Source organism: Vibrio sp. OPT46, from assembly GCF_015163535.1.
In the GTDB taxonomy this organism is placed as follows: Bacteria; Pseudomonadota; Gammaproteobacteria; order Enterobacterales; family Vibrionaceae; genus Vibrio; species Vibrio alginolyticus.
This window is the reverse complement of sequence record NZ_JADDYG010000530.1, coordinates 76788-92496: the sequence shown is the minus strand read 5'-3', so window position 1 is coordinate 92496 and position 15709 is coordinate 76788. Positions and strand designations below refer to the sequence as shown.

The window sequence follows — 15709 nt, the reverse complement described above, 5'->3', positions numbered from 1 at the left end:
CATACCGAATAGCACGGATAGCTGAGGAATCAGCATCGGGATGGCGATGATGTAACCGGGCACCTGCCAGCGATAACGGAGACGATACTCATGTGCTATTAAAGCAAGAACTAGCGCGACAGTCGCGCTGATCAGGGCGATTGACATACTTTGTTCTAGAGTCCCTAGAATACTGTGCCATTCGTATTCCCAAAAACGCAGGCTGTAACGGCTTGGGAGCAAATCTGGAAAGCGCCAACGTTGGGCAAAGCTCCACAGCACCATGAGTGGAATCATTAGAAGTGCAAGTAGAGCAATCAGTGAAAATAGGGTTTTACCGGGTAAACGAAACCCGTTTCGACCAGAGTACTGCCAGCGTTTGAAGCCTTTGGTAATACACCATTCCATTAAGCGTGCAAATCCAATCAAAAGGCTTGCGATCGCAAACAGTATTACTGCGCCAGCGGCCGCTCTTGGTAGGAGCGATAAATCTGGATCGTTAAACCATTGCCATACCAAAACCGCAAACGTCGGCGGGTTGGTGGGGCCAATAATCAGGGCGACATCGACAACGGACAAACTGTAAGCCAATACCGCCAGCATTGGAAAGCGCAGTTTTGCTATCCACTGTGGGAACACGCATTTCCACCACGCTTGCGCCGAACTGTAGCCCATCGAATGACTGACTTTTTCAATCTTATCGACTTTCAATTGCTGAAGAATTGGAATACTCATCAACAATAAAAACGGCACTTCTTTAATCGCAAGCATGATGATCAAACCGAGTGCGTGCGGATCTTTAATCAGCAATGCTAAGTCATTCACCGTTTGTGCATTCGGGTCGTAACCAAACAGTTGGTTGAGAACCCTAACGCCCATACCAGTTGGGGCAAACAAGAACGCAAAGCCAATCGCAAACGCGACGTGCGGCATCGCGAGAAGTGGGGAAAGGCTAACTTCAATTTTTCGCCAAAACTTACCGCCCCAAGAGGCTTGTAGAATTGCAAATGCGATGAAGCAAGCCAAGTAGCTACTGAAAATGGCGGAGTAGAAAGTAAGCCCGATGGATGTCCAAACACCTTCCCAATCAAAGACGGCATTGAAGCCATCAAAAGAAAAGTGGTGTAGACCGATAGGAGGTACATAACCGAGCGCAGAGACCACTACTCCAAGTAGTCCCGGAATGGTAGGCAAAATACAAACTGCGATAATGACTAAATACAGCGCTCTTAACATGGATTCTTACTAATTCCCGTAGCGTTTCAACCATTCTTTTTCTAACGCCGCTTGCCAACTTGGATGTGGCTCAGCTATAGATTTGAATTGTTGAGTGTTTTTGGCTGAACCAGTTAGGTATTGGTTGCTTAGTACCGAAGGGTCGCCCCAGATGTTTAGGTTACCTTTGCGAGACTGTGCTTCAGGGCTCAATAAAAAGTTTATCGCAACTTGTGCACCAGCACTGGCATTTGCGTTCCAAGGAATCGCTAAAAAGTGGATATTTGAGAGTGCTCCTGCGTCCATTGCGTACGCTTTGGTGCTCTCTGCAAGATTACCGCTCGACTGCGCAGAGAAAACCGCGTTCGGGTTAAAGGTAATCGCCAGGTCAGTCTGACCATCATCTAGTAGCTGAAGGGTTTCTGCTGTACCGCCTGGAAACTGCTTACCACCGCGCCAAGCGACTTTATGGAACTCATCTAGATAAGACCACAGCGGTTGAGTGACTTGCTCAAACGTGTCATCGGTAACTGGTTGTTGCAGCTCAGGGGCGTTGTTAGACAGTTCAATGAGTAATGCTTTGATAAAGCTTGTGCCATGAAACTCTGGTGGTCGAGGGTAAGTCAGGCGATTCGGGAACGCTTTTGCATAGCTCAGCATTTCTGCGAATGATTTTGGAGGGTTATGGAGGGTTTGCTCGTCATGGATAAACACTAATTGTCCTACTCCCCAAGGTGCTTCTAGACCTTCTGTTGGCTCGGAGAAGTCCACATCAATTGGTAGAGATTTATCCACATATTGCCAGCTTGGCAAACCTTCGACAAAAGGACCAAATAGCAATTGGTTATCCTTCATTGATTTGAAGTTTTCGCCATTGATCCAAACCATATCAACACTGCCACCGCTGTTTTTGCCTGCCGCTTTTTCTGCGATAAGTCGAGTAGTGGTCTCAGAAATATCAGTTACTTTAACGTGGTTTAGCGTCACGTTATAACGTGATTTTAGCTCTCTACTCGCCCACTGTATGTAGCGATTAATTTCTTGGCTTCCGCCCCAAGCATGAAAGTAGACGGATTGCCCGTCGGCTTGATGTTCGATTTTTTGCCATTCGCTATTCACTGATGAATCGGCAAAAGAAGGTGTCGCAAAAGTCGTGGCTAAAATGCCAATGCTGCTGAGTAGCTTTTTCATATCTATTCCGTGTTATGTCTTTTGGTTCTTGCTTTCGTTTCTATTGACGTTTTCGCAAGTCGTTCCGCTCTGTTACAAGGATAGTAATTCATCTCTCTCTATTATCAATGCCAATCCCAAACGGAATCACTCATTGATTCAAAGAATTACTCTCAATGTGAAGCAAAACGAAGAAAGGACAAATTTGGTGTCATTTTAGGAGCGGACCGTTTGTTTGAGGATATTCTTTCAAGTAATTGAAAATTATTGTCCCCAGAGATATGAATAGGTTGTTTTACAGAGCAAAATTGATGTCTAAAGCATGGAATTGAGGGCGAAAAGAGAAAGAAAGTTGGCCATTTAAATGACTTTAGCATGCATGACTAACGATTCATCGATATAAAAAAAGCAGCCGTTTGGCTGCTTTAAGATACTATCTGGTTTACTTAGTTGGGATTAGTTTACCCAGTCACGTAGTGTAAACGTCAATTCGTGATCGGCACTTTTCAGAACAAGACCATCTTTAGTTAGCGTGATATCGCTCCAGTTAGATAGTGTTTGTGTCATTGCGTTTTCGATCTTCATTTGATCTTCCATACACATCTTCATGGTCATGCCCATTTTTTCGATGCGTAGTTGGTTGTTTTTCAGCTCGGCTTGACCGAAGAAGTTGTTGCAACCTGCGTTGCCGTTTGCGGTTAGATTTTCACCAATTTCTAGGCGAGCCGCTTTTTGGTGTTCGTCTAGAACGATATTTTTGCCATCAACTTGAACAAGTTCCCAGTTGTGGTGCTGCAAATCTTGAGCCGTTATTTCTTTCACATCATCACCGTTGCTAGCACAAGCAGTCATAAGAACAGGGAGAGAGATTGCTGTAACTAACGTTTTTAGGCTAAGCTTCATTTTATAGACTCCGTTTTTATAAACGCGGTAAGTATAAGTAATAAAACACTGTTTTTGTCAGCATAAGGTTATGGTTTCGTATGTTTTTGACATAACGAAGTATATAGCAAGTTTTGTTGCTGACTAATCTTCTCATTATTTAAACTAGGCCAATACGCCCTAATATGGAAAGAGCGGTTTTAGTATGGAGCAACTGGAGTTTTTTACTGTCCCAAGCCCTTGTATTGGAGTATGTACCTCCGATGAAAAAGGGTATTGCAAGGGGTGTATGAGAAAGAGAGAGGAAAGGTTTAATTGGCTTAACTTAACCCCCGCTCAGCAGTTGCACGTTATTAAGTTGTGTCGTCAAAGGTACAGAAGAAAGATGTTGGCAGGGAAGACGAAGCCAGAACAGCTTCAAGATGAGTCATCGCCTCAACAAGACTTATTCTAGAACTCTTGTTCAGTCTGTGGGGTTACGCCTTCGCTTTCGGTTCTGATTAGGCTTTTACATATTCCCGGTCCGGCAAGGTGTCCTTTAAGAACCGGGAATCTCCTATCCATTTTCCCTATAAAGCGGTAATTGGCGTTATTTCATCGACCAACGGTCGCTAACCCAGCCTCCCGCTTGTTCGTCGAAGTGATTTCCTGAAAATCGATGATTGAATTCAACATCTAATTTACTTGTTGGGCGTTCATCCATGAGTTGATGAATGTATCTCGCCATAGGATCCGTACAAGCTTCACGCTCTCTACGGGTAACTACTTCTTTGATCATTTGGAGTCTGTAGCTATTGCTGGCTCGTTTCATTTTTGACCTCCAGAACTCGATGGCAGCAGTTTGAACACATTGACGTCCAGATCGCTGCTCATTAGTGTGCGCGTGGAGGCACATCACCATCGTTTGAAGTCCAAAGACAAATTGTTTGAGAGCAGTGTTTGTAACGCCATTCACATCTTTCTCAGAATCATTGACTATGCGATTAAAAATGTTTCGCGAAATTTAGCCGATGAACCTGCATATTTAAAAGACCTTATCAAACATAGAAGCCCAACACAGGGGCGTCAATAACACAAATGAACAATTTTTGAACATATTGTGAAGGTGGAGAGTTTTCAGTAATTTATCGAAAATAAAAAACCGAAGCACAAAGCTTCGGTTTTGAGGAAAGCCCTGACGAAATTGCTTGTAAAAGCTCTTAGTGCCAGGGGTAAGGTGTTGAGTATTAGCTACCAGATGCAGGACAGCCTTTTACTGGTTGGCCATTACTGAAGTACTTGATGTTCTCTAAGTTCTTGTTGTAGTTATCCGCAGAGATTTGTGGGTTGTTTACGAAGAACTCGCGCAAAACGTATGCATCGGTTAGCTGTGTAGATTGAACATCGATGATTGGATAGTTATCGCCACCAGCAGCACTGAAGCTGATTACAGAGAATGTGTACGTTGCGTCTAGATCGAAGCCTTTATTGTTAATATCGGTAATGGTTACTGAGCCAGCATCACAATTTACATCTAAAGTGATGTTATCTAGTTGAGCGTAAGCACCAGAGCCTGCAGATTTCGTCGCAACCACATCTAAGTATTCTTTAACTTCTTTACCTGTCATAGTTGCTTTAGTCACGAAGTTACCAAATGGCTGAACCGTTAGTACGTCACGGTAAGTGATATCACCATCTTGGATTGAATCACGCACGCCGCCAGAGTTCATCACACCAAAGTCAGCATTTACCGTTTTGTAAGTACGGTATGCCTCGCCGAGTAGGTGACCTAGGTTAGTTTGTTGAGAGCGAACTACGTTACGATCACCTTCTAACTTACCCGTCGTATTAGAAATCTTCTCATCTAATAACTCTTGACCTTGTTGTTGGTATGGCAGTAGTAACGCTTTTACCGTTGCATCTTGTTGAATTCGTTCACCGATAACTTCATCGTTTTCGTCTAGAAGGTTTACAGGAATCAGTGCGTAATTCGCTAAGTGAAGCTTGCCGTCGTAGTATTCGAAGTCTGCACGACCCACATATTTACCCCACTCATGCGCTTGCATAATCCAAGTGCCTTTTTGTTGGTCTGGGGCACAATCATCCCCAGGTTTGAAATCAGCATACTCATTGGTACCTGGTTCCATACATACAGGGTTTTGTGAGTGACCACCGATGATAGCGTTTAGCTGTCCTTCTTCAAGAGAGCGAGCGAGTTTAACGTCACCTGGTGCTTCACTACCGTTTTTACCATCTTCGTAGTGACCCATGTGCGTCGTTGCAAATACTAGGTCTACCTTTTCGTTCTCTTCGATTTCCTTCAGTACCTTTTTGATTTCTACTTGAGGGTCTTCGAAGTGGATGTTTGATACGTTGTCTGGATTGACTAGCTTCGCAGTGTCTTGCGTTGTTAGACCAATAACAGCGATCTTAAGGCCGTTGATAGTAAATACTTTGTAAGGGTCGAAGTAACGCTCGTTTGTATCTTTTTTATAGATATTCGCAGCCAGCATAGGGAAGTCAGCTAGCTCGGCTTGCATATCGAGAATATCTAGTGAGTTATCAAATTCGTGGTTACCGACAGCCATTGCATCGTAACCAAGTAGGTTCATCCCTACGAAGTCTGGAACCGCATCTTGCATGTCTGATTCTGGTACACCGGTATTAATATCACCGCCAGATAGCAGAATGGTTTCACCGCCTTTTGCTTCGACTTCTGCGCGGATAGATTCGATTAAAGTGTGACGCGCAGCCATGCCGTATTCGCCGTCGCTGTTATGCCAAAAGCGACCATGGTTATCGTTAGTGTGGAGAACGGTGAACTTAGTACAAGAATCTGCAGTCTCGCAGGTTACTGGAGAATTGTCGCTGTCTGAGCCGCATCCTGCTAGCGCAGCGCCCACTGCCACTACCAAAAGAGATTTGGAAAACTTCATAAGGGATCCTTTCTTTGTGATTTTGTTATTGTTACGGCGTGAAATATACGGAATTAATGTGAAACTTTAGTGATCTATCTCTTATTTATACTTCTATCGGAGAAATGAATTAATAAGCCTGCAAACTACGTCTATAAATAAACAGAATTGGTATTTAGTATTTATTTTATATAGCTAGCTCTATTTTTTGTGAGGTAGTTAATTGAATGTGTGTTGTTTATGTGAATCAATGCGCATTTTTGCGAAGTATTACGCTGATTTTGGTGATAATTTTGCCAAGTTTATGTTTTCCCTAATAGGTATGACACAAATCGTTATAAATTTTCGCTCTAATGATGAGGGGCTCGGTTTGTATGCATAATGAACAGCACAGAATTGAAACTCATTTGATTATGGCTTTATTCTGCCTAACTCTATCAAAAATTGTATTTATCTCTTTACTATAATTGCGATCGTTTAGAAACCTTATGCTTTAGGCATCGTTTATTTATCCTCATCCGATACCTTATCGTGCTTATTCCGCATTTGACACTCGAGTGTTTAAACAAATAGATTCAACCTAATGAGTCAAAATGAAAAGTAAATAATGGATCGTTCTTCTTCGAATATTATGATGTGAACTATCATTTAATTAATGAAAATGAAATGGATTAATGTAAAGCGTTGCGACTGTAGCTGTTATCTTTGAGCTTTGGTTTAAAGGGTAGGGTTAAAAGAATTTGTAAGTGGTGAACGCTAATAAAGGATGCTTATGAGATACACAGTAAGGGACGCACTCAAAAAGGAAGCAGCCCAAATCGCCAAGATACACGTTGATTCTTGGCAGGTGGCGTATAAAGGATTAATGCCAAAGAGCTACATAGAGCAGTTTACGATTGAGCGTCGAGAAAGGATGTGGGCGCGAGTGATGACGGAGCAACTGGCCCAATTGATCGTAGTTGAGAGGCAAGGAGAAATTGTTGGCTTTTTAAGTTACGAGTTACCTAACCACACCAGCGAAGATAAAACGGCATTAGTGACATGTTGCTACGTTACGCCGCTACATTATGGGCAAGGAGCAGGAAGTGCACTGTTAGATGAGTTAGAGACACGTTTGCTCTCTACGTCAGTTATGCAGATCAGTTTGAAAGCACTGGATACTAATCAACAGGGGCTTAACTTTTACAAGAAGTGTGGTTTTGTGTGTACTGGAGATGAAGAGTCGGAAGTGATTGAGAGTATGACGCTGACCGATCTCACTTTAGTGAAGTATATTGCCCGTTCATAAATCAAATGTTATATGCCAAATATAGTAAAACCCCGAAGGTGGTAAGACTCCGGGGTTTTGAAATTTTTAGATGTCTCGGTTGGTAAGTCCGATTATCTTTTATGCAAAAGGTTTGGATTTAATCCGATTAATTCCTTGGTAGGGAATTAGATGCGGATGAAGTCCATGTGTTCAACTTTTGGCTTGAACGCGTGACGTTGAACGTCTTGTGGCTTAACTTTAACTTCTTTGCCATCGATAACTAGAACGATGCCTTCGTAGAATTCAGGCTTGTCCATTTGGTTTACGATGTCGTCGTGGTTAAGAACGATAGCTACTGCTGCTTCTTCACCGCCGTATACAACTGCAGGGAATTTGCCAGCGTGACGTAGGCGGCGGCTCGCACCTTTACCTAGTTCAGTACGTACTACTGCTTCGAATTTCATAGTATTTACTCTCAAATTAGTAAAAATCAAATGTTCACAATCAACAATGCGACCTTGTTGTTCGTGGTAAAGCTTGAAACAGGAACTGTTCAAGCGAGCGCGGATACTATCATTCCACTTATAAATGGGCAACCCAAATCGTATCCAAATCAACAAAAAGGTATGATTTAGCGGGGTGGAAGCCTATCCCTTTTAACGCTTTGCTTGGATTTTGTTCACATCGACTTCATTTTCATCGGTTTACTAATCATGGTCCGAAGAACAAAGTTTATGTGTTATATGCTTTATGTTCGGCTGAGATGTAAGACTAAAGATGCTTTTAATCCACCTAAAGCGCTTGTATCCAATGTTAATTGACCTCGGTAACTGTGTGCCATTTCACTGACTATGTTTAGACCAAGACCTGAGCCAGGGGTTGTTTCATCCAATCTAACTCCTCTCTTGATTACTTGACTCAGTTTCTCTTTAGGGATACCTGGCCCATCATCTTCAATAATGATGTGTATATTTTCCTTATCCTGAGAGGAGTGCACACGAATCATGCTGTTGGCCCACTTATAGCCATTTTCTAGCAAGTTACCTAGCATTTCATCGAGATCGGTCTGCTCTACTGCTACATTCAGCTCTGAATCAAGTTCATTAATTAAGGTAATGCTTCGGCTCGCATACACTTTATCAAACGCCATTGAGATAGCATCCACACGATCTGCTGGGTTCGACTTCACTGATAATATGTTCATCGATCCGGCCATACGGGCACGACCCAAATGGTAATCGATATGGTCTTGTATTTGATTGATTGGAGCTCGGAGACGGGATTGTGCCTCAGGTTCTAACGTCTGAACTTCATTTTTTAGAACAGAAAGTGGCGTTTTAAGTGCATGAGATAGGTTACCTGCATGATTGCGAGCTCTCTCTAGTAATTCTTGGTAATGGAACAGCAGAGCGTTGAGGTCGAAGATTAGAGGAGAAATCTCTTTTGGGTAGGTTTCTTCTAGACTCTTTTTATTACCAGACTTCAGCTCGGCTAATTCTTTTTGTAGCTTTGTAAGCGGACTCAATGACCAAGCAATTTGCAGTAAAATGACCGTAAGTACGCCCGCGAATAATAAACCCAAAATAAGCCAAAGTTGGCCGATTAACGTCTGAAGGGTATTTTTAATGGGCTCTTCGTCAATACCAATAATAATGTGAATAGAACCATCGTAATCAGGAAGATACAGCGCTTTTTCTAGCGTAATTAGTTTTTCGCCTCTTGCTCCATACGCATCTTTATCCAAACCTTTGTATTCGATTTTTTTGTCCCACAACGAACGAGAACGTTCGAGGCTTGCCTCTGTAGAGGCACTCCAATACAAACCACTGTAAGGTCGGTTAAATCGAGGGTCTGATAGCTGAGCTGAGAGTGAAAGATGCCCGGTGTTATCGACTTCTAACTGTGCTGCGACTTCATCCATAAAAATGCTGAGCTGTGAGCGAGTGTCATCAACCATATAGTTGTAGACCTGCGTCGGTATCGTCACACCAGCGGCGAGGATCATTGCCGTTAACCAAACGATCGCCGCTAAAACGAGGCGACTTTTGATACTCAGTCGTTTTATTGCGTTCAACGGTAGCCTGTTTCTATTCGGCATTTAATTGGTATCCCAACCCTCGGACAGTTTTGATGATCTTTGGTGCGATTTTTTTGCGAATTCGGCCGATAAAAACTTCGATTGTGTTGGAGTCACGATCAAAGTCTTGTTTGTAAATGTGCTCGACGAGTTCGGTTCGAGAAATCACTTTTTCCGGGTTATGCATAAAGTAAGCGACCACTTTATATTCTAGCGCCGTCAAGCTTACCGCTTGACCTTGCCACATGACTTTAGAAGTGCGTGTATCCAAGCTCAAGTCGCCAATTTGCATCACAGGAGAGGCATTACCAGAGGCTCTTCGCAGCTGTGCACGAATACGAGCGATAAGCTCAACCATTTCAAATGGTTTAGTTAGGTAATCGTCTGCACCTGCGTTTAAGCCTTCAACTCGCTGCGTTAGGGTGTCGCGAGCGCTTAAAATCACGACAGGAGTATTAATGTTTTCATCTCGGATGCCTTTTAGGACGGTAAGACCATCCAGTTTTGGCAAGCCGAGGTCAAGAACAATGGCGTCCCATTCTTCCGAAGTCGCGCGATACAGAGCGTCTATGCCATCTTGGGACAATTCTGGTACCCAGCCGGTACTTTCTAATGTTTCGATGATTTGCTCGCCTAAACGAGGATCATCTTCAACAACAAGTATTTTCATATTGATGATTCTTATTATGTTTGGATTTTTATCGAAGTAAGCTACGCATCGCGTCTGGATTACGCATTAGACAAGTTTAGTTGTTTTGCGGCTTTAACGCTTTGTTAAAGCTGCGACCTTTGATCTCAAGCATTTCCAGCGTGGCGGCGTCGTACTCAACTTTCAGGACGCTATTGTTGTACAGAATTTTCAATTCATACACCCAAGCATCATCATCTTCTTCAAGCTCGACCTTGATGATGCGGCCGTATAGGTCGTTTTCTACTGCGGCGTAAAGTTCCGAAAATGGTCGTATATATCCTTGTTGAACCGCGCGATAGACCTCATCTTGATCTTCATCGAATTCGATGCGTGTTCCTGGCTTTTCGACATCTTGCACGATGGCGTGGCCATTTTGTGATGTGTACTCGTTGCCATGCTTGGCAAAACTTGGTGCACACATGAATGTCGTGATAAGGCCGAAAAGTAACGCAGAATGTAGAGAAGTCGTTGCTTTATACATAGTCAAACCTTTTCTGGAGCGTTAGCCGCAGTATATCGGATATAGATGAACAGAGAGTGAATCAGCTAATTAAGTTTTGCCATGTGTTGTCGATGTTATTTCAACTCATCTTCAAAAATTTTATCTCGCAGCTTCCAAAAGCGACCAGATTTTCTAGCAATAACAAACTGAGGTAAACGGAAACGATGTTGATTGGCAACAACACGTGTCGGTGAAGCCTCTTCAAAAGGGCGATGCTTGTCTGCTAAGTGGGGGCGTACGAACTGATCTTTAAACGTTTGTTTTTGTTTTTTGGTACTCAATGACCAAAACTCATGAACTAACGCATTGCCTTCGCCTTGGTATGGTTCACCAGAATACGTCACCTTTAGCTGAGATTTACCATCACTGGACTTAAATACAGATAGGTCCATTTCTGTGCATTCAAAGATTAATGCATCTTTGAGATTAAGGGCTTCTTTTAGCTTTTTATCTGGGTCAACGAGCGTCGCATCACACTCATGACAAATTCGTGCAGCGATATCGTTGTCCGCACCACATTCACCGCAGTATTTGGCACGAAAACGGTAGCCACAGTGTTCACGTTCGCCTGTGTCTTCATCTTCAAAGTAACCTTGGCAACGTCTGCCAAAATGTTCAACCAAGAAACCGTTACTATCCAACTTACCCCAGAAGTTGTTATTGAATCCGCAAGCCGGGCAAGGAATCGTGATAATTTCACTGTCAGAGTCTGGTTTGGGATCACCGACTTCAGGTTGGTATAAATCGTAGCTGTTGCCTGCGTAATCAAGCACTAAACATTCTGATTTTCCGTCTGATAAGCGTAATCCTCGTCCTACTATCTGTTGGTACAGACTGACTGACTCTGTTGGTCGCAAAATCGCGATTAAATCGACATGCGGCGCATCAAACCCGGTTGTCAGTACCGAAACATTGACCAAGTATTTTATTTGACGATTCTTGAACGCTTGGATGATCGCATCGCGCTCCGGCGTAGGTGTATCACCAATGACGATTTCAGTTTCGCCTTCTGGCAATAAACTGTGTATCTCCTGTGCGTGTCGAACAGTTGCAGCGAAGATCATGACACCTTGACGTTCTTTCGCATATTGCATGATTTGCTCAACAATTTGTGGAGTCGCACGTTTGGCTTTATCGATCACCATGTCCATTTCTGCTTCTTTGTAGCGTCCGGTGTTAGCGGGCTTCAGCTGAGAGAAGTCGTAAGACAAAACGGGCGCATCCATCATGCGGGCTGGAGTGAGGAAGTTTTCGTCGAGCAAGTAACGGATCGGCAGTTCGAAAATACAATCGCGGAAGAATCGAGGCTCTTCGGTTCGCACTTGACCTCGGGTGTGATACTGATAAATCCAGCCCATTCCTAAACGATAGGGCGTTGCAGTTAGTCCTAGCACCTTAATGCCAGGGTTCAGTTCTCGTAAGTGAGTAATAACTTTTTGGTAGCTGCTGTTTTTGTCATCTGGCACACGATGGCACTCATCAATAACGAGCAGAGAAAACTGGTTTTTGAACGAATCTAAGTTACGTACGACCGATTGAACCGAAGCAAACACGACTTGCTGGTCAGTTTCTTTTCGTCCCAATCCTGCTGAGAAGATGGAACCTTTTAAACCATAACCTTCATACTTTGCGTGGTTTTGCTCGACCAGTTCTTTTACGTGGGCGAGGACTAACACTCGTCCTTTCGCAAGGCGAGCAAGTTCTGCGATCACCAAGCTTTTTCCTGCACCGGTTGGCAGCACGATCACTGCTGGTGTCGAGTGTTTACGAAAGTAATGAATAACGGCTTTAACCGAGTCGGCTTGATAAGGACGAAGTGTGTACATGAAAATATGTGAAATTGCTCAACTATTCGAACGAGGAACGCTATAATACCTGACTTTTATACCCAAGTGACCTTTAAACCAAGATTTAGAGATCACTTGGGTATAATTCAATGAGGTATTCATGCGTTTAGATAAATATTTGTGTGACGCTCTGGGTGCAACACGCAAACAGGCAACAAAGATCATCAAAAGTGGAGACATCACCGTAGACGGTGAGGTTCAAAAAAGTGGTGCATTTAAAGTACCTGAAGGTGCGGAAGTGATGTGGGAAGACCGTGTTATTGGTGCTCCTGGTCCTCGTTACATTATGTTGTATAAGCCTGCTGACTTTGTTTGTTCACATGAAGATGGCTACAACCAAACTGCATTCGCATTGCTTGATGAGCCTAAAATTGAAAACCTTCACTTTGCGGGCCGATTAGATGTCGACACAACTGGTTTAGTGTTGATTACGGATGATGGTAAGTGGTCTCACCGTATTACCTCACCTAAGCATAAGTGTGAGAAAACGTACCGTGTTTGGCTCGTCGATGCTATTCAGCCAGATTACGCGGAAAAGCTCGAACAAGGCATCATTTTGCGCAATGAATCAGAAGCAACATTGCCCGCTCGTTTGGAAATCGTGAACGAGGCCGAGAATGAAGTATTGTTAACTATCGTGGAAGGTAAGTATCACCAAGTGAAACGTATGTTCGCGGCGTTAGGAAATAAAGTTGAGTACTTACATCGTGAGCGTATTGGTTCTATCGAACTTGATGAGGCACTAGAACCAGGTGATTATCGCTACCTCACGCAAGAAGAAATTGATTCTATTTGGAATTAATTGTCAGCATGGGAAATTCTTTAGTTCCTAATAGGAACTAGTCTTTTGGTAGGAATTGGCTCAAAATAAATTTTCCTACCAAAATTAGTGCCTAGACAATTCCGGTGTGCTTACTCATCTCAGTGATATGCCTTTGCATTTAGCTGATGCATGCATACTCTTATTGCAAAGCCTTCGGCTACGGTGAATGGAATGATGGTGTCAACGCCATCATTTTTACTGCATTGTGTTTGTTTCCCATAAACACATTTCGCTTTCACATGCTTTTCTATGTCGAGTTCGTCAAGGTCACACCTTGGTACATATTTGCCCTTATGATTCTCGAACGTTGGATAGAACAGGTTTTTGGCTTCTACATTCAGCGATATGAGAACTTCCGTTATTTTCACTTTGTTCTGCAAGTATTGACGGTAGGGCTCCAACAAGAGGTAAAAGAATGACAGAAAAAGCTCAAAGTGCTCCGCAATCCCAAATCAGTTTTCTATTGTTTCTGGTACTAGGAGCGATTGGTGCTTTGACGCCTTTGGCGATCGATATGTATTTGCCTGCGATGCCGACAATTGCGAAAGATTTGGGGGTCGCGCCTGGCGCGGTTCAGATTACGTTGACGGCTTATACCGCGGGTTTTGCGATCGGCCAGTTAATTCACGGGCCGCTTGCCGATAGCTTTGGTCGCAGACCTGTGTTGATTTTAGGCGTACTTTTCTTCGGCTTGGCTGCTGTTGTGAGTGCGACAACAAATGGCATTGATGCGCTGACCTATGTACGTACGGCACAAGGTTTTGCTGGCGCGGCAGCGGCGGTCATTATCCAAGCTGTCGTGCGTGACATGTTTGACCGTGAAGACTTTGCACGCGCAATGTCCTTCGTTACTCTGGTCATTACTATTGCGCCGTTGGTGGCACCGATGATCGGTGGCCATCTCGCGATTTGGTTTGGTTGGCGTTCCATTTTTTGGGTACTAGCTATTTTCGCTGTAGTTGTGATTTTTCTCGTACTTTGGAAAATCCCTGAAACGTTACAGCCTGAAAATCGTCAGCCTCTTCGTTTCCGCACGACGCTGAGAAACTACGCCAGATTATGCTCCAATCCTGAAGCGATCGGTTTGATGCTCTCAGGTGCGTTTTCATTTTCCGGAATGTTTGCATTTTTGACGGCGGGTTCGTTTGTTTATATTGATTTATATGGTGTTCGACCAGACCACTTTGGTTACCTATTTGGTTTGAACATTGTGGCGATGATCATCATGACCAGTATTAATGGTCGCTTGGTGAAGAAAGTTGGTTCCCATGCCATGCTTCGTTTTGGGTTGTTCGTGCAACTTTTGGCGGGGATTGGTTTATTCGTAAGTTGGTTAATGGACTTCGGATTATGGGGCATTGTACCTTTTGTTGTGCTGTTTATCGGTACATTGTCGACGATAGGTAGTAACGCGATGGCGCTGCTTTTAAGTGGTTACCCATCAATGGCGGGTACGGCGTCGTCTCTAGCGGGGACATTAAGATTCGGTATCGGTTCATTGGTTGGTGCGCTGGTGGCATCACTGCCCGGGAATGTTGCTTGGCCGATGATCATCGTGATGTTTGCTTGTTCTGTGCTTTCAGCACTGTTTTATTGGACTTTAGGAAGAAAGGCGTAATGTCGAATTACACCAAAGAAATTCAAAACTTGGTTAACTCAGCACTTGAAGAGTTAGATCAAGAGCATCGCTCAGGTAAGTTAGCCAATGCCCCTGTTGCGAATAACCATTATTTAGTGCGTTGGGTAACAAAGGCGCTAAAATCACAACGTTTCGGACGTACGGTAGGCGATGACTTAACGCGTTGGCAAAAAGCAGGTCGCTCAAAGGGGAACGATGCTGGTTTGTTGTTTATCTTTAAACGTATTTCTGCTTTTTATGCGCAATTCTTCCCTGAAGGTGAAGACTCCAAAGTGTTCAAAGATTCCGATATTGAGTCTTTTCTTGATTTGATGGAGCAAGCAGGCTGGGAAGTCTCAACATCTGAGCAACTGATTGGGTGCGGCAAAGTACAAATCTTCACTGAAGGTCAAAACTCTTTAGCGTTATGTGCAGACCAATGCGAAAGCTGTTTTGATGGCGAGTTGCTCGTAAAGCCAATGAGTTGGTTTGTACGTGGCAATCATGCTGAGTTTGTTGAGAAAGCAGCGCAAGCGGGCTTTATGGTACATAAGGTAACAGACTACAAATCGATGGTGAAATACCATGGCGAGTACCTTATTTTTCCAGCAAACGAAGGCAACCAGTTAGCCGAAATTCCACTCTCGTTCAAAGCTGACTAAAGTGACATTTTGAGTGTTTAGAAGCCCCTGTTATTGGGGCTTTTTGTTTTCTAAACGGTTTGCTTCTTTCGCGATGGCTTTGACCATGCCTTTAAATATG

15 protein-coding genes are annotated in these 15709 nt (G+C 43.5%); 5 read left to right on the top strand and 10 right to left on the bottom strand.

The window, feature by feature from the left end:
- The 3 genes from IQR33_RS21860 to IQR33_RS21850 form a co-directional block, all read right to left on the bottom strand.
- Positions 1–1215, bottom strand: a 1215-nt coding sequence (locus IQR33_RS21860) for an ABC transporter permease (protein WP_228014060.1), incomplete at its 3' end; no start/stop codon positions are given.
- A 9-nt stretch (positions 1216–1224) separates the two neighbouring features.
- Positions 1225–2385, bottom strand: coding sequence for an ABC transporter substrate-binding protein (locus IQR33_RS21855; RefSeq protein ID WP_138939977.1), 1161 nt, complete (start codon positions 2383–2385; stop codon positions 1225–1227).
- A 435-nt stretch (positions 2386–2820) separates the two neighbouring features.
- Positions 2821–3267 (bottom strand): META domain-containing protein, encoded by a 447-nt coding sequence (locus IQR33_RS21850; protein WP_005378077.1) that lies wholly within the window; start codon positions 3265–3267, stop codon positions 2821–2823.
- A 184-nt stretch (positions 3268–3451) separates the two neighbouring features.
- On the opposite strand from IQR33_RS21850, the gene IQR33_RS21845 reads away from it, so the two are divergent.
- Positions 3452–3700: a DUF1289 domain-containing protein gene (locus IQR33_RS21845; RefSeq protein WP_193837442.1), complete on the top strand. Its 249-nt coding sequence runs from the start codon at positions 3452–3454 to the stop codon at positions 3698–3700.
- Between the two features lie 135 nt (positions 3701–3835).
- Here the strand turns inward: IQR33_RS21845 and IQR33_RS21840 are convergent, their stop codons facing one another.
- Both IQR33_RS21840 and ushA read right to left on the bottom strand, forming a co-directional pair.
- A complete protein-coding gene (locus IQR33_RS21840) occupies positions 3836–4057 on the bottom strand; it encodes a hypothetical protein (protein ID WP_005386686.1) in 222 nt (73 codons plus the stop codon).
- A 415-nt stretch (positions 4058–4472) separates the two neighbouring features.
- The gene (ushA, locus tag IQR33_RS21835; RefSeq protein ID WP_017634888.1) at positions 4473–6161 is read right to left on the bottom strand and encodes a bifunctional UDP-sugar hydrolase/5'-nucleotidase UshA; all 1689 of its coding nucleotides are present in this window, start codon (positions 6159–6161) and stop codon (positions 4473–4475) included.
- Positions 6162–6912: 751 nt separating this feature from the next.
- On the opposite strand from ushA, the gene IQR33_RS21830 reads away from it, so the two are divergent.
- The gene (locus tag IQR33_RS21830; RefSeq protein WP_104975242.1) at positions 6913–7428 is read left to right on the top strand and encodes a GNAT family N-acetyltransferase; all 516 of its coding nucleotides are present in this window, start codon (positions 6913–6915) and stop codon (positions 7426–7428) included.
- A 146-nt stretch (positions 7429–7574) separates the two neighbouring features.
- Here the strand turns inward: IQR33_RS21830 and rplY are convergent, their stop codons facing one another.
- From rplY to IQR33_RS21805, 5 genes are all read right to left on the bottom strand, one after another.
- Complete coding sequence (gene rplY, locus IQR33_RS21825; RefSeq protein ID WP_005378066.1) at positions 7575–7853, bottom strand: 50S ribosomal protein L25; 279 nt, start codon at positions 7851–7853, stop codon at positions 7575–7577.
- 284 nt (positions 7854–8137) lie between these two features.
- Positions 8138–9487 (bottom strand): ATP-binding protein, encoded by a 1350-nt coding sequence (locus IQR33_RS21820; protein ID WP_193837441.1) that lies wholly within the window; start codon positions 9485–9487, stop codon positions 8138–8140.
- Positions 9477–10136, bottom strand: coding sequence for a response regulator transcription factor (locus tag IQR33_RS21815; RefSeq protein ID WP_005378073.1), 660 nt, complete (start codon positions 10134–10136; stop codon positions 9477–9479). The genes IQR33_RS21820 and IQR33_RS21815 overlap by 11 nt, the downstream gene beginning before the upstream one ends.
- Positions 10137–10212: 76 nt before the next feature.
- A complete protein-coding gene (locus tag IQR33_RS21810; RefSeq protein ID WP_372008595.1) occupies positions 10213–10578 on the bottom strand; it encodes a PepSY domain-containing protein in 366 nt (121 codons plus the stop codon).
- Positions 10579–10733: 155 nt separating this feature from the next.
- Positions 10734–12485: a DEAD/DEAH box helicase gene (locus tag IQR33_RS21805; protein WP_021707635.1), complete on the bottom strand. Its 1752-nt coding sequence runs from the start codon at positions 12483–12485 to the stop codon at positions 10734–10736.
- A gap of 121 nt (positions 12486–12606) precedes the next feature.
- On the opposite strand from IQR33_RS21805, the gene rsuA reads away from it, so the two are divergent.
- The 3 genes from rsuA (at position 12607) to IQR33_RS21790 (ending at position 15609) form a co-directional block, all read left to right on the top strand.
- Positions 12607–13308, top strand: coding sequence for a 16S rRNA pseudouridine(516) synthase RsuA (gene rsuA / locus IQR33_RS21800; protein WP_033905117.1), 702 nt, complete (start codon positions 12607–12609; stop codon positions 13306–13308).
- Between the two features lie 436 nt (positions 13309–13744).
- Entirely contained in the window at positions 13745–14947 is a 1203-nt protein-coding gene (locus IQR33_RS21795; RefSeq protein WP_017820848.1) for a Bcr/CflA family multidrug efflux MFS transporter, read from the top strand.
- Positions 14947–15609: a DUF2913 family protein gene (locus tag IQR33_RS21790; RefSeq protein WP_005378053.1), complete on the top strand. Its 663-nt coding sequence runs from the start codon at positions 14947–14949 to the stop codon at positions 15607–15609. Before IQR33_RS21795 ends, IQR33_RS21790 begins: the two co-directional genes overlap by 1 nt.
- Positions 15610–15709 lie beyond the last annotated feature (100 nt).